The organism is Armatimonadota bacterium (genome assembly GCA_017993055.1).
Classification (GTDB): Bacteria; Armatimonadota; UBA5829; order DTJY01; family DTJY01; genus JAGONM01.
Genome location: JAGONM010000007.1, coordinates 87,081 through 101,339, shown reverse-complemented (window position 1 = coordinate 101,339; position 14,259 = coordinate 87,081). Strand labels below are relative to the sequence as shown.

The 14,259-nt window shown below is 62.4% G+C and carries 11 protein-coding genes; 6 read left to right on the top strand and 5 right to left on the bottom strand.

Annotated elements, in window-relative coordinates:
- Positions 1-80 precede the first annotated feature (80 nt).
- From KBC96_04690 to KBC96_04670, 5 genes are read left to right on the top strand one after another with little or no spacing between them, the layout of a single operon-like run.
- Positions 81-1,499 (top strand): HD domain-containing protein, encoded by a 1,419-nt coding sequence (locus KBC96_04690; GenBank protein ID MBP6963688.1) that lies wholly within the window; start codon positions 81-83, stop codon positions 1,497-1,499.
- Between the two features lie 9 nt (positions 1,500-1,508).
- A complete protein-coding gene (locus KBC96_04685; GenBank protein ID MBP6963687.1) occupies positions 1,509-1,724 on the top strand; it encodes a hypothetical protein in 216 nt (71 codons plus the stop codon).
- Positions 1,725-1,769: 45 nt separating this feature from the next.
- Positions 1,770-3,191 carry a Gfo/Idh/MocA family oxidoreductase gene (locus KBC96_04680; protein ID MBP6963686.1) on the top strand — a complete coding sequence of 474 codons (1,422 nt, stop codon included), beginning with the start codon at positions 1,770-1,772 and terminating at the stop codon, positions 3,189-3,191.
- A 36-nt stretch (positions 3,192-3,227) separates the two neighbouring features.
- Entirely contained in the window at positions 3,228-3,827 is a 600-nt protein-coding gene (locus tag KBC96_04675; GenBank protein MBP6963685.1) for a hypothetical protein, read from the top strand.
- 20 nt (positions 3,828-3,847) lie between these two features.
- Entirely contained in the window at positions 3,848-4,789 is a 942-nt protein-coding gene (locus tag KBC96_04670; protein MBP6963684.1) for an NAD(P)H-binding protein, read from the top strand.
- Here KBC96_04670 and KBC96_04665 read toward each other — a convergent pair.
- Positions 4,786-5,778: a hypothetical protein gene (locus KBC96_04665; protein MBP6963683.1), complete on the bottom strand. Its 993-nt coding sequence runs from the start codon at positions 5,776-5,778 to the stop codon at positions 4,786-4,788. The genes KBC96_04670 and KBC96_04665 overlap by 4 nt on opposite strands.
- Positions 5,779-5,978: 200 nt before the next feature.
- Between KBC96_04665 and KBC96_04660 the strand changes: the two genes are divergently transcribed.
- Positions 5,979-9,002, top strand: a complete 3,024-nt coding sequence (locus KBC96_04660; GenBank protein MBP6963682.1) for a hypothetical protein — start codon at positions 5,979-5,981, stop codon at positions 9,000-9,002.
- 12 nt (positions 9,003-9,014) lie between these two features.
- On the opposite strand, the gene hemW is transcribed toward KBC96_04660, so the two are convergent.
- The 4 genes from hemW to KBC96_04640 form a co-directional block, all read right to left on the bottom strand.
- On the bottom strand, positions 9,015-10,166 hold the full coding sequence (gene hemW, locus KBC96_04655) for a radical SAM family heme chaperone HemW (GenBank protein MBP6963681.1): 1,152 nt from the start codon (positions 10,164-10,166) through the stop codon (positions 9,015-9,017).
- A gap of 33 nt (positions 10,167-10,199) precedes the next feature.
- Positions 10,200-11,069, bottom strand: a complete 870-nt coding sequence (locus tag KBC96_04650; GenBank protein ID MBP6963680.1) for a sugar phosphate isomerase/epimerase — start codon at positions 11,067-11,069, stop codon at positions 10,200-10,202.
- A gap of 37 nt (positions 11,070-11,106) precedes the next feature.
- Complete coding sequence (locus KBC96_04645) at positions 11,107-12,045, bottom strand: NAD(P)-dependent oxidoreductase (protein ID MBP6963679.1); 939 nt, start codon at positions 12,043-12,045, stop codon at positions 11,107-11,109.
- 93 nt (positions 12,046-12,138) lie between these two features.
- The gene (locus KBC96_04640) at positions 12,139-14,259 is read right to left on the bottom strand and encodes a hypothetical protein (protein ID MBP6963678.1); all 2,121 of its coding nucleotides are present in this window, start codon (positions 14,257-14,259) and stop codon (positions 12,139-12,141) included.

Genomic DNA, 14,259 nt, shown 5'->3' with positions numbered 1-14,259 from the left:
CGCTCCCCACAAGGAAAAGCTTCTCGATCCGTGGAAGATGTAGCAGTACGGGCTGCAGTCTGCAGCCTCGGAGCATTGCTATGTGTCAAACGGCCGGGGCGCTGGAGCGTTTTGCCTTTCTATTCTCACAGGACGGGGGTTATCTGCGAATCCCGATCTGGGGGCACATTCCGCTGAGCCGTCCCGCTCGCCGGATCATCGGACACCCCGACTTCGTTCGTCTTCAGCGAATAAGGCAGCTCGGGTTCGTCTCCTACGTGTTCCCGGGAGCCTCTCACACCAGGTTCGAGCACTCGATAGGCGCGTACCATCTCTCCTGCCTGATGCTTCGCAACCTTGTCCTCTGTGGCTCGGCCGATCGGGCGGGGATTGCTCCCGAGGAGGCGCGGCTCTTCCTTGCTTCGGCGCTGCTGCACGATGTCGGACACTACCCGTTTGCCCACCTCGTGGATATGCTGCCGGCGGTTGATCAGTCGGGCGGGGTCTGTCGCGCGTTCCGCTCGCACGAAGACCGCGCGGTCGAGTACATCGCAGGGGATCGGTCTCACGGCAGCATCTACGGCATTCTGAAGGACGACTGGAAGATCGCCGATCCCGAGCAAGTCGCCCGGATAATCTCCGATCCCGCGAGTACCGGGTTGCCCGGACGGATGCTGAGCGGCATCCTGGACCCTGACAAGATGGACTACCTGATGCGCGACGCGTCGGCCTGCGGTGTCCCTTACGGAAGCATAGACGCCGACCGCCTGATCGAGTCGCTCGTCCTCGACGACGACGGCGAGAGGCGCCGCCTCGGCATCACGGAGAAGGGGATCGCGCCCCTGGAGAGCCTGGTTTTCGCGAAGTACATGATGTTTCGCCATATCTACTGGCACCACGCCGCCAGGATCGCCTCGGCCATGTTGACGCGATACGTGCAGGACGCCGTTGACGCAGGCGTCGTCAATCCGGAGGAGTTCTACCGCCTTTCCGACGACGTACTCATTGAGTCGCTTCCATCCGACCCGCGCTCCGTCTCCTCGGCCGATCTGATGGCCAGGCTGAGGACCCGCGAGCTCTACAAGCGCGGGTTCACTCTGTTCCCGGAGCATCCCGCGGGAGAGGAGGAGTTCACACTCTCCGGGCACGAGATGGAACGCGTCAAGGATCTCTACCGCCGTCCGGAACTACGCCGTGAGAAGGAGATAGCGGTCTGCCGTCTGCTGAACGATCTTCAAGGGTTTGAGCTGTCGGGGTTTGAGGTGCTCCTCGACATACCCCGGCTCTCCAGCGTCTTCGATCTCGCCGATTTCCGGGATCTGCGTGTGCTTGTCAGCCCCCGGGCCGGTAGTGGGGGAAGGTTCGTGCCGTTCAACTCCTTCGGTTTCACCCTCCTCACGGCGGACTTCGCACAGGAGTTCGAGCGCTACAGCCGCCGCCTGCAGGTGATCTGCCGGCCCGATCTCCGCGAGGCGGTCCGCACCCTATGGAGGGAGATCACGGCCCTCGTTGTTGAATAGGAGGAAGACGTGTCCTGTTACCTTCGACATGTGGGGGATATCATCGCCGACGCGGGCATCGAACTGACGAGGGAGAACCGTAAGGCCGTAGATCACGCAATCCGCCGGGCCGTCGGAAAGCCGGACTGCAACTGCCCCGAGGTCTGGAAGGAAGTCAAGGCCCGGCTCGCCGACGGCCGCCGCCAGGAACTGGTAGAAGGCCTCATGCGGGAACACTCGGTCTGACCGGTCCGACAAGTCCGACCTGTCAGGCCGCTGGGAAGAAGAACCATGCGTAAGATCGGGATCGCCGTCGTCGGATGTGGGGCGATGGCACAGATGATACATCTGCCGAATGTCGAGCGCCATCCGGAGCTTGATTTCCTGTGGTGCTGCGATATAGATGAGGGCGTCCTGCGTGTGGTTGGTGAGCGGTTCCATCCCAGGCGGATGACCGCCGATGCCGCAGAGGTCGCCGCCGATCCCCAGGTCCAGGCGGTGATCCTCTCGACCACGCAGACCGTCCGCCTGCCGCTGATCCAGCTCTTCGCCCGCGCCGGGAAGCACATCTACGTCGAGAAGCCGCTCGCCGACTCGTTCGATGAGATGAAGCGCATCCTCGCCGTCGTGGAGGAGACCGGCATCCGGTTCACCGTCGGGCACAACCGCCGCATGGCGCCCGCCGTCCGGGAGGCGGTCCGCGTCCTTGGCAAGCACCGCGAGAACCCGGTATCCCCGCCCTGGCGCTGGGACCGCGAGGGATCCGACCGCCCGCACTTGGACGGCGAGCGGACGACCCAGGTCCTGATCCGCGTCAACGACGACTACTGGTCGTGGAAGAAGTGGGCCTTCGCTCACGGCGCGCTGATCAACGAGATGACCCACTTCGCCGATCTCGCCTGCTGCTTCATCGAGAGCGCCCCCATCCGCGTCACCGTCACCGGTGGACGTGTCCCAACCCCGTCCGTCCTGAGTGAGTCCTCCGGGACGTGCATCGAAGGACTGCGAGGGCCACAACCGTCCAGTCCTGAGTGCTCGGAGCGCAGCGGAGAGTGTATCGAAGGACGGCTTCCTGCGACAAGAACGCCCTTCGATACATGCCGTCATTCACCGGCACACTCAGGGCTGTCGGATTCGATCCCAGGTCCCGAACCCGCCGGTCCTGAGTGCTCGGAGCGCAGCGGAGAGTGTATCGAAGGACGGCAGGGTCGGCACGTAGTGGAGACCCACGTCATCGCCATCGAGTTCGCGGACGGCTCGCTCGCCTCCATCTTCGCCACCGCATATGGAAGCTTCGGCTACCCGAAGGAACTGGTCGAGGTCTATCACAACGGCGCGGCGATCATCATAGACCACCTCGCGGAACTGAGAGTCGCTGGGGTAGTGGACGAGCCCTTCCGGACGACCTTCCCGATCCCGAACGACCCGTACCCGGAGATCGAGGCGGACGGCATCGAGGGGTTCTATCGTCGTACCGAGGCCGCCCAGCGCGAGGCACTGGCAAAGGGCGACAACTCGATCATCCCGCCGATCCCCGACAAGGGGCACTTCGCCCTGCTCGACGACTTCGTCCGAAGCATTGAGACCGGCGACGAACCGGCCTGCAGCGCCCGGATCGCCGCCGTCCCGACCGCCGTCATCCTCCGGGCCCTCGAATCGGTCGAGCGCGGCGGCATCCCTGTGATGATCAACTGGAAGAACTACCGTGAATGACGCGGCTCAGCACGATGACTCGACGGAGATAGACCGATGACGAGAACGATACTGACATCCAGCCGATGGCCGCTCGTCGCGATCCTGATGAGCTTCGTCGGATTACCTATTCTGACCTACTACGCAGGTACTCCCCTGCTGTGCCCCGCCTTCGATCTGGCTGACAGTGAGGATCGTTTCCCGATCCTCGTGGCGCACAGGAACGCACCCTCAGGAAGATGGGTTGCGACCGCCATGTCATATTCTCAAGTTCAGGCCTTCACGAAGGGCGTGACGGATTACTCATTCGCCATCCCGGATGGCTTGGACACGTCGCGGATCGAGATCGTGCAACCGGATCAGAAGCCGCAAGATAGTGTTCGCAACCGTTTCAGGCTTCACAGGGCGCAGGTCAAGATGCGGGAACTGGAGGGCGGGTGGCAGCGATTGCAGGTCACTGTCTGGGGTGACAGCACCGTCAAGATCGTGAGTGTATCCGAGGCGAGAGGCCGCGAACTCAAACCATTGTACTACCGATACATCATCCGGGTCTTCAAGGCTGCCCTTGCGGTGCAGTTGGCCTGGCTCATCAACGTCCCCTTGTGGGGCGGAACAGCTCTGGTTCGCTGGTTGTGCCGGAGAGGACGGACGCTGTAAATGGCTCGAACCCCACAGAGATGAAACAGAAGAGAGTACACGCTGTCACCGGTGCATTTGGTTACTCCGGGAAGTATATCACTCACCGGCTACTCGATGCGGGCGAGAACGTCATCACGTTGACCAACTCCATCCACCGGAAGAACCCGTTCGGCGACCGCGTCAGTGCATATCCCTTCCACTTCGATGAGCCGGACAAGCTAGCGGAGACCCTCAGTGGGGTCAGCGTCCTCTACAACACCTACTGGGTGCGGTTCAACCACCAGGGCTTCACATACGCGGACGCCGTTCGCAACACGCAGACGCTCTTCCACGCCGCGAAGGCCGCCGGTGTGAAGCGCATCGTGCACATCAGCATCACCAACCCTTCGGAGGACTCGCCACTCGGGTACTTCAGCGGGAAGGCTCGGCTCGAGCGGGACCTGGCCGAGACCGGGCTGTCGTACGCCATCCTCCGCCCGACTGTGCTCTTCGGCAAAGAGGACATACTCGTCAACAACATCGCGTGGGGCCTGCGCCGGCTGCCGGTGTTCGGAGTCTTCGGCGACGGGCAGTACAAGCTCCAGCCGATCTACGTCGATGACCTCGCCCAGCTTGCGGTGGAGCAGGGGAGGCGGACGGAGAACGTCATCATCAACGCTATCGGCCCCGAGACCTTCACGTATCGCGGGCTGGTCGAGGCAGTAGGTGAGATCATCGGGAAGAGACGGACGATCGCATCCATGCCGCCGAGCCTGGGGTATCTCGTGGGATGGCTCATCGGCAAGATGGTGCGCGACGTGATGATCACCCGCGACGAGATCCGGGGGCTGATGGATGATCTGCTGTACGTTGACTCACCGCCGGTCGGCGCGACAAAACTCACGGAATGGGCGAAAGAACGCTCAGCGACGCTCGGATTGCACTACACGAGCGAACTCGCCCGCAGGACCGACCGGAAGTCCGAGTACCGGAGCAACTAGCGACCGTTCTGCTTCACGGCACCCGACACGTGGAATTCATGGCCGTGGGCCGGACAGTGTACGCTCATTATCTCACTGAGCAGCGATTCTCCCTCGGGTGGGCTGTAGATGTACGCCGACCCATCCTCGCCTCTCTTGTGCACGGGGCAGCGAAGGAGGTCCGGCTTCGGCACGTACTTCGGCACGAGGAGCCCTAGTCTCGCAGGCAACTCGTCCGGATTGTCGCGGCCATAGTTGTCTAGCGCCCTACGGATTGCCATGAGTTGCGAGTGGCATGCTTGCTCGGGTAGATACTCGATCTCGGTGCGGACCTGATGCACGCGTATCGGTATCGAAATCCCAACCAGGACGAGCGCGCATGCAAAGGTAGTGAGCTTCACGGGGAGCCCCGCGCGCCTACCCTTTCTGAGCACCAGCAGCAGGATCAGGTCACCCAGCCCGAAGACCAGCAGAGCGGTCGCCATGAGTCTTGCCCCCGCATCGCTGTACACGGCCCATGTCAGTTCGGCGGACGTGATGGGTGCGGTGGCCAGCCCGATGATCAGCCCGTACCAGAGCGCCTCGCGTCGGGTCATCCGGAAGCCGATCCGTCCCAGGACGTAGTTAGCCACCAGTATCAGTGGAACAGGAAAAGCGACCATGCCCACGAACCCGATGAGATCGGTCTCGTATGCGGTCAAGCCGCCGACCGCAGCTCTGATGGTTCCCGAATAAGCAACCCATCCCGCGGCGAGTGCTCCGATGGCATCCGCGCAGAGTCCGGCGATCATGGCGAGGAACGCGATCTTGAGCACCTTCCAGAGCGGCACCTTGTCCGCCGGGCGGATAATGAGTAGAGCCAGGATAATGAAGAACAGATCGATTGTGTAATTGAAAACGGTGATTGCTGGCAGCAGATCAAGCGGTCCTGCCGGCACCGGATTGCACCACGCCGAGCCGGGCAGCAGCACGGCACCGACCGCGAACAGGAACAGGGGAAGCCTTCTCACGCAAACCTCCGATGGCTCAGAGCTTACAACCTCTGCAAACCTACAATCAAATACCGATCTTACTTTCGGCGGCTGCCATGCATACTCCTTTGCCGGAAACCGGGTATCTACCATACGTGCAGGAGTCCGATTCCCGACGTATAACTGTATATACGACGCGCCGTCCCCCCGGTGACGCGGCGCATCTCCGGAGGATGGTCTTGGTCTCTAAGTTCGCTGCCCGGTTGCTGCTCGTATCACTCATCCTGATCGCTGTCTGCGGCCAGGCGTACTGCCAATCGCCCGGCAGGGACTTCGACGGCGCCAAGTGGATCAGGCATCCGGACTCCGGGAACGCGTATCTCCGCAAGGCCGTCACGTTCGACAAGCCCGTCACGGCGTTCGATATCCTTATCACCGCCGACGATTCCTATGAGCTGTGGGTCAACAGCCGCATGATCGGCTCCGGCAGCGACTGGCGATCCCCTCAGCGGTACGAGGTCAACCCGCCCACCGCGCGCGAGAACTCGGTCATCGCGGTCAGGACTTCCGATACCGGCGGTTCGGCGGGCCTCATCTGCCGCGTCGTCGTCCGATTCGACGATGGCACTGCCGCCGACTTCGCCTCGGATGAGACCTGGCGCTCGATCCCCGAAGCGCCGGACGGATGGAACGGCTTTCGCTTCGACGATTCCTCCTGGCAGCCGGTTCGCGTCATCGGCGGTTATCCCACGAGCCCGTGGGGCTTCGTGCTGCCTGAGCCGTGGGAGAGCCTGCAGGCGCGGTTGACCGAGCGGAGGTTGAACATGGCCGCAGTGACGGACCCCGGGCGACACCCTCAGTTTTCGGAGTTCAAGGCCGAGTATCTCTCGCCGGAGTACGCGGAACTCTTCAGGGGGTTCGTCAAGCTCAGTCCGAAGACCGGCCTCCTAGAGCGCGACCGGCAGGTCTTCCGCCCGTTCTTCACGATCTACAGCCAGCCGAAGCAGGACGGCGGGTGGATCATCAACATACCCGAGTACGATTACGATCTCCTTGAGAAGGACTTCACCGCCATGAAGGCGGCAAACATCAACGTCCAACCGAGGTTCTGGAACTGGAGTGAGTTGCTGAACACCGACGGCACGTGGAAGGAGGTCGAGAAACAGCCGCACGGCGACAGGCTGCCGTACTTCAGGTACGTCTACGAGATCTACGACTACTTCCTCGATCGGGCGCAGGCCCACGGTCTCTACGTGAACGTCGAGCCGTCGTTCTACTGGGGGCTGCACCCTGAGGTCGTTCCACCCCAGTATCGCGGGAAGATCCTGCTCCACGATGAACTGTGGGATGCGACCAGGGACGCCTACGCGAAGATCATGCGCTACTACCGCAACCGCACAGTCATCATCGCGGTCATGGTCGGCGAGGAGGACCTGCTCTTCGATACCTGTCTCGACGAGCCTGCGATGCTGGAGCGGTACAAGGGATTCCTGCGCCGCGACTACGGGACGATATCCGGCCTGAAGCGCGCCTGGAGATACGGCTACAGGACCGACGACCGCTCCCTGTGGGCGAAGCGGACCGTTGAAGGGCGGGAGGTCATGTGGCCGGAGTACCCGTTCGTCAAGGGCGCTTTCGACTCCTGGGCTTCCTTCGAGGACGTTCGGCTGCCGCTGTTCGACTACTACCATTCGCCTGACCCGCCGTATGCGCCGCTGGCGGACATGCCGACATCTCAGCAGAACCTCGTCCGCGACCCGATGTGGATTGACTTCGGCCGCATGAGGGAGGGTCTGATCATCAGTCGGCTCAACTCGCTGGCCGACTCCCTGCGCGAGGCCGATCCGAATCACCTCCTCTACTACTGCGATCCGTTCGACTTCATGCCGTCTTGGCATTCTATCGTCTCATTCGACCGCGCGCGGCTCAGATGGGATTTGATCGGCGTCGGCCAGCACGATCACGGGTTCGATCCCTCCGGCGTGCCCCACTGGGCCTCGTGCAGGGAGTACGTGCAGAACGTGGCGTCCTACGGGCCGTACATACCGGTCGGCTCCGCCAAGGGGTTCGCGTGCGGCGAGGGCGGCGGCGGCAAGAGCCGCGAGGGCGTCCGCGCCTACTATCCCTGGTGGCTGACGGACATAGTGGGCGGAGGGGGCGCGTTCTTCCAGAGCTACGACTGGAACCTCATCGCCGGTCGAACCTTCGACCAACCGGAAGCCTATGACCTCGAGACGCTCGGTGCGCTCGGCCTCTTCCTGAGGCAGATCGAGGGCGTGCCGTTCACATTCAACCCCAACGCCAGGGTTCTCATCCTCCGGAACCGAGACGCGATATTCGGCATGAGCCCCGGCGTTGACTACGGAAACGTCCGTTACCTGGCGAGTATCCTGTGCCAACTGCACATCCCCTTCGACATACTGCCCGACTCGGACGTCAGCCCGGGCGGATTCGATACGGGCAAGATCAACCTGAGCAAGTATAGCTTCATCTTCGTACCTGCGCAGAACCAGATGCTGAGTGCTAACACCTGGCAGATGCTCGGCGACTGGCTGTCAGATCCGCGCGCCGCGGGCCGTCGAGGGCTCTGCCTAGGGCTCTATCAGGACCAGGACGCCTATTTCAACCCGTGTTCGCCGGAGTCGGTCTACCCGAACTTCGTCCGGCTGACCGGGGTGGCTGGGTTCAGCCGCCGGATCCCCACTTCCGGCGCGGTCGAGATGCAGTTCGCGAGATACTTCGGCAAGGCGTTCAAGGGTCAGGCGCTTCCGCTTCAGTTCCCGGACAACGGCGAGATCGGTCTATTTGACTCAGTGACGCCGCCGGTAGAGTCCGTCCTCGAACTCGACGGCAATCCGGTCGTCGTGCGGAATGTCATCAACGGCAACCCGGTGTATTCGTGCGGTTTCTACCTCGGGATGGCCTACGATGCTGTCTGGGGCAAGGAGAAGGAGCAGGAGCCGTACAACGCGATCGCTCCTCTCTTCGAGGGAATGCTGCTGCTCGCCGGTATAGAGCCCGCGATCTCCGCGCCGGACAACGTCGGGGTCTACATCGCCGACGACTCTTCGATGATCCTCGTGAAGGAGCGGTTCGGCAAGCGTACCGATTTTGACCTCAGCGTCAAGAAGCTGAGTGTGAGCGGCTTCGAGGGGGCAACCGTTCTGCGGAATGCCGACGGGAGCGCGGTGATCAAGGGCGTGAGGGTCGAGCCGTATGGGGTCACGGTGCTTCGCAGGGACGACGAGAGCAAGGCGAAGTAGTCTTGCCCCGGATCAGACGAACTCCGCGAAGGCGTCATTCGCCAGGAAGAGCCCCCTGCGCGTGAGCCTCAGGAACCCGTCCGCGCTCTCCAGTAGCCCCCGCTCCATCAATCTCTGGATCTCCGGTGCAAAGGCCCTCTCCGCCCTGGCGTACCTGGCGTTCTGGCGGTCCACGCCTTGGATCATCCTCAAACCGAGGAACATCGTCTCGCCCATCTTCTTCCGACCGGTGAGACACTCCTCGGATTCGGTCGCGCTCTCCCCGGCCTCTACCCGGCGGACGTACTCCTCAGCGTCGGCGACGCTAGTGGCCCGTGCGCCCCCGATGTAAGAGGTCGCCGCCGCTCCGAAGCCGAGGTACGGCTCGTTCCGCCAGTAGGTAATGTTGTGCCGGCACTCGAAGCCCGGCCTCGCGAAGTTGGAGATCTCGTAGTGGACAAACCCGGCGGCGGTGAGAATCTCGATCGCATCCTCATACATGGTGGCCTCGATGTCGTTCCCCGGCAGTTCCAGCCGTCCCTCGCACTGCATCCGGTGGAACGGGGTGCCCTCCTCGACCGTGAGCGAGTAGAGCGACACGTGCTCCGGCCCGAGGCCGATCACCTGACCGAGGGTCTCCCGCCAGGACTCCCGCGTCTGGCCCGGAATGCCGTACATCAGATCAACGCTGACGTTCTCGAACCCCGCTGCCCGCACCTCATGGAACGCCTCGACCGCCTGCTCCGCTGTATGCACCCGTCCCAGTCGCTGCAGTTCGTTGTCATGAAGCGACTGCACCCCGATGCTGACGCGATTGAAACCGGCTTCTCGGAGCCCCGGGAACTCCCCTCGCGCCTTGGCGGAGAGGGGTCGGGGGTGAGGGGTGACTCCGGGATTCGCCTCGCAGGAGATCTCCGCATCCGCATCCACCATGAAGCCGAGCCGGATCTCGTCAAGCATGGAAGCAAGCAGGTTCGGGGAGCACACGTTCGGCGTACCTCCGCCGAAGTAGATAGTGGGTATGCGCATACCAAGATGCCGCTCGGCGGCCAGACGGGTTTCGCAGAGAAGTGCCTGCACATAAGGTTCAAAAAGTGGCCTCTTGCCCTCATAGGAAGCAAAGTCGCAGTACAAGCACTTCCGCACGCAGAAGGGGATATGGACATAGATAGAGGCTCTATCCATCTCTTGATGCTGCTCCCATATCCCCATGCCTCGTCAGGCGTTCTCAGCGTATCTCCTCAGGTTCGCCAGACCGATCTCGAGGGCGAGGCGGTTGTCTTCCATGCCCTCGAACTCGATGGAGAGGAAGCCGTCGTAGCCCGAATCCTTGATGATCTTCACGCACGCCGGGACGTCGACGTTCCCGTGCCCGATGATCGAGCCCCGATAGAGATCGCCGCCTCGTGAGCGCCCCCATCCCTGGCCCGGGTCGGCGCATCCCGGCTTGCGGTGGAAATCCTTCGCATGGACGTGGAAGGCATATGGGGCCATCCGCCTGGTCGCGCGCACCGGATCGTCGTCCGCGCAGATGAAGTTGCCGAGGTCCAAGAGTGCGCCGAAGTTCGGGTGGTTGACGGTCTTCATCAGCAGTTCGCACCGTTCGCTGTCCTGCACGAAGCGCCCATGATTCTCGACCATCGTCTTGACGCCCCTGGCCGCCGCGTACTCGGTCACGGCGCGGCACCCCTTCTCGAGGATCGGGAGCGCCAACAGAAAATCGCCCAGGCTCAGGCGCTCCGGCCCGAAGCCGCTGGTCGCATCGTGGCGCATCCGGGGAGCGCCGAGCGCGACGGCGATATCCACCTCTCCCTTCAGTTTCTCGATCTGAGCGTCACAGCCGCCCTCGGCGTTGATGAAATCCGCGCCGATGGTGTAGCTGATGATCGGCAGACCGGCTTTGGCGCACGCGGCCTTGATCTTGCCCGCGAACCCGATCAGGTCGATCGTGCCCTCAGGGGCGTTCAGGCCGGAGAACTCGATGCCGTCGAATCCCAACTCGGCGGTCGCCTCGATCGCGCCGAAGATGTCGAACTTACCCTCTCTGAGGTATCTCGACCAACTGTATGAACTCACTCCGATTTTCATGCCATGGACTCCTTTGTTGTCTTTGTTGAATAACCCGTCACGATATCAGGTCGGGCCGTGCGTCGGACATCCACTTCACGGCCCGCTCCATCGATTCCTCCGGCGTGTACGCGGGGGCGTATCCAAGGTGAGCGATGATCTTCCGAATGTCCGGACACATATGCTGCAGAAAGTGGTAGTTTGCCCCCAGGTCGGGGAGGACGTCGCGGGTGAAGTCGCCCGGATCAACATATCTGATGGGTATTCGCACCCCGTAGATATCCGCATAGGTATTGACGAACTGCTCGGCGGTCAACGCGTAGGCGGCCCCCACGTTGAAAACCTCGCCTGCGGATGTATCCCGGTCGCTCAGGACGCGCGCGAAGCCCTGGGCAACGTCCTCGACATCGCACGGGCCGATCAGATTGGTCCCTGGGAACGGCAGACAGACCTCGAGCCCTCGCCGGTGCTCTCGATGCACCTCGATCGAGCGTCCGCCCTTCCCGTCAAGCGGGATCTTTCCGGGTCCGCAGATGTTAGGCGGCATCACCGCGCTGACGGCGAGCGTCTTGTCAGATCTTCCCACGGTCTCCTGCAGTTGCTCGAAGCGTCTTCTGTAGCCCTCGAACCGACACTCGGTCTGCCGGACCTCCGGCGTCGGCACCACTTTCGGAGGCCCGAACATCCACAGGGAGCCGCAGAAGACGAGGTGGCACACGCCGGCCTCCCTGCATGCGGAGTATACTCCGGGCGCGTCGGTTTGCAGGATGTCAACGACGGCATGCGGCCTGTGTTTGGCGAGGAGGTTCGCGAAACTTCCATCGGCGAGCATGCGCTCGTAGTGCAGCGTCACGAACTCGGACGCCGCAGGAAACGACTTCTTGTCCACCGCTCGGCGGCCGGAAGACACGACGGTGACCTTCCAATCCGCGTCGGCAAGCTGTTGGGTCAGGAATGTACCGATATGGCCGGTCCCACCGATTACGAGTGCCTCCACTCGGTTACCCCCTCCGGATGGGAAGCTATGACATCTGTCATGACATCGGCTGCCGGGATGGCCTCCGCCGTCAGCGCATTCTGAATCTGCTGACTAGCGCGCTCTGAACTCATATATGACCATCTCCTCCGGCTCGAGGATGCGGGTCTCACCGTGCCACTGGGACTTGACGTCCGTCGTCGAGATCCGCGCTCCGTCGCCGTCGTACGATCTGGCGGTGTACGCTCGCGACTCCGACGCTATCCACGGTGTGAGGTCGCAGTCGAACCCGATGCTCTGCTTGCCCCCCTGATTGATCAAGATCATAAGCGCCCTGTCCTTCAGCACGTAGGAGCAGACAAACGCCTGCGGGCACGGTTCGGTGAGCAGGCACTCTCCGATCAGAACGCCATCTGTGAAGTACGGAAGGAACTTCTTCCTCAGCGCCGCGCACTGCTTGAGAGCCTTGCTCATCGCCTCGCTGTCCCCGATGTATCCCGATGCGTTCGTGGACCCCTTCTTGCGCGGCGAAAGGTTCAGGTATAGGTTGTCCGCGAAGCACTGCTTCACAGTGAGCGCGGAATCCGTGATACAGCTGTTGATCCGCGGAGCCGGGAACGCATTTGTGAAGCCCCGGCAGTCCCGGTATCCGCCCCAGTTCCAGGTGTAGTCCAGATAGGCGCTGTCGGGCTCCATGTTCCACAGCTCCTCGCCGCAGAACGTCGCTTCGGGATCCCTTGCGCTGGCGTAAGCTCGTATCTCTTTCGTCAGGCTGTGCGTGTTCGCGTCCTTGTTCACAGTCCAGAACTGGTCCCACCCAACCGAGGGAATGCCCTGGTCCGTCAGGTTTTTCAGCGATGCGAGCACATCCCTGCGCCACAACTCGTTCGTCACGGGGATGCCGACACAGGCGTAAGCGGTGGCATACGGAGGGTTCCAGCGCGGGATGAGCTCGGTGTGATACGTCCACCCGTTGTTGTCCGTAACCTTCAGCCCGTACTTGGGAGCTTCCTCCGCGTTTGCCTGCACGACGCTGATGAACGGCACGACATTCACGCCCAAGGCCTTGCACTCCTTCACCGCTGCCGCCATGTCCTCCTGAGTGCCCAGGTGCTTGAACGGCGGGCGGATAGGAAGCACGAAACCGTCCGTCCATGCCCAGACGACCATCTCGTCTATGCCGTGCTCTCTGCTGTCCTTCGCCACCTTCGGCATGTCGCTCCACTTGAAGATGACGTCTTCGGGATCCTCCGGGTAGAGCTCGCACATCCAGACCGTGCGGAATCCCAGCCCCTCTCTAACATGCTTCGGGACCGGGAACTCCCTGAAGTAGTGCTGTCTGACCCACTCGCGGTACGGCTCGATTCCCTTCGCCCATCCGCCCTGGTGCGGGGTCAGCACATACTCGCCGCTCTCCCAGGTCTCACCCTCTTTGATAGTCGCATCGTGCCTCGCCAGCAAGCGCAGAGAGCCGTCGTCCTCGGATAGGTGCAGGCGGACCGGGATGTGCGGGTCCCATCCCCAGCGCCTGGGGAAGAGACTGACCCCGCCCTTGAGTCCGCCGAGGTCCATCCACCGGAGCCACATCGGGTTGAACATCCCGCCCGACTGGTATTCCACCTGGTTTGCGGCCGCGTCCAGCATGTACTGCAGGCTCCTCGTTCCCTCGTTCGGCGCGAGATCGCGGAACGGCAGGCTGTTGAACCCGCACGTGCGGAAGTAGGTCTGATGCACTCCGGCGAACGGCTGAATCCCCGCGAAGTCAGGGAACAACACCTGCCGAATCTCGTTCTTCGATGAGTTCAACACCCGGCACGACATCACCACACTGCGTCCGTCCGGATCGGCTCTCAGCGTAACGACGGCGGAGACGCTGCCCTCGACCGGAAAGGCCTTTCGACTGGCGCCCAGAGCCGACCACGAGATCGTGACCGTGTTGTCGGTGACATCAATCTTCGCGTCGGATGAAAAGCGTGACGCGAGTCTCAGCGGAGCGAAGGCCTTGACGGGGTAGGCCATGTCAATGATTGCGGCATGCTCCGGCGCGGACTTGAGCATTTCGCCGACTCCGGGGTATGCGAGCCGCACGATGCTCCCGGTGCGCGCGTCCAGGCTTATTCTCAAACCGTTCAACAGACAGTCAACCGTATTGCCGGTCATGTCTCCTCCGAGTGCGGATATGCCCTGAGCGGCGAGAGCCGTTGCGATCAGAGTGAGTTGCAGACGTCGTCGCAT

Coding starts and splice junctions, on each gene's coding strand:
- KBC96_04690 (MBP6963688.1), top strand. CDS start 81: ATGTGTCAAACGGCCGGGGCGCTGGAGCGTTTTGCCTTTCTATTCTCA.
- KBC96_04675 (MBP6963685.1), top strand. CDS start 3,228: ATGACGAGAACGATACTGACATCCAGCCGATGGCCGCTCGTCGCGATC.
- hemW (MBP6963681.1), bottom strand. CDS start 10,166: ATGGATAGAGCCTCTATCTATGTCCATATCCCCTTCTGCGTGCGGAAG.
- KBC96_04670 (MBP6963684.1), top strand. CDS start 3,848: ATGAAACAGAAGAGAGTACACGCTGTCACCGGTGCATTTGGTTACTCC.
- KBC96_04680 (MBP6963686.1), top strand. CDS start 1,770: ATGCGTAAGATCGGGATCGCCGTCGTCGGATGTGGGGCGATGGCACAG.
- KBC96_04640 (MBP6963678.1), bottom strand. CDS start 14,259: ATGCGACGACGTCTGCAACTCACTCTGATCGCAACGGCTCTCGCCGCT.
- KBC96_04650 (MBP6963680.1), bottom strand. CDS start 11,069: ATGAAAATCGGAGTGAGTTCATACAGTTGGTCGAGATACCTCAGAGAG.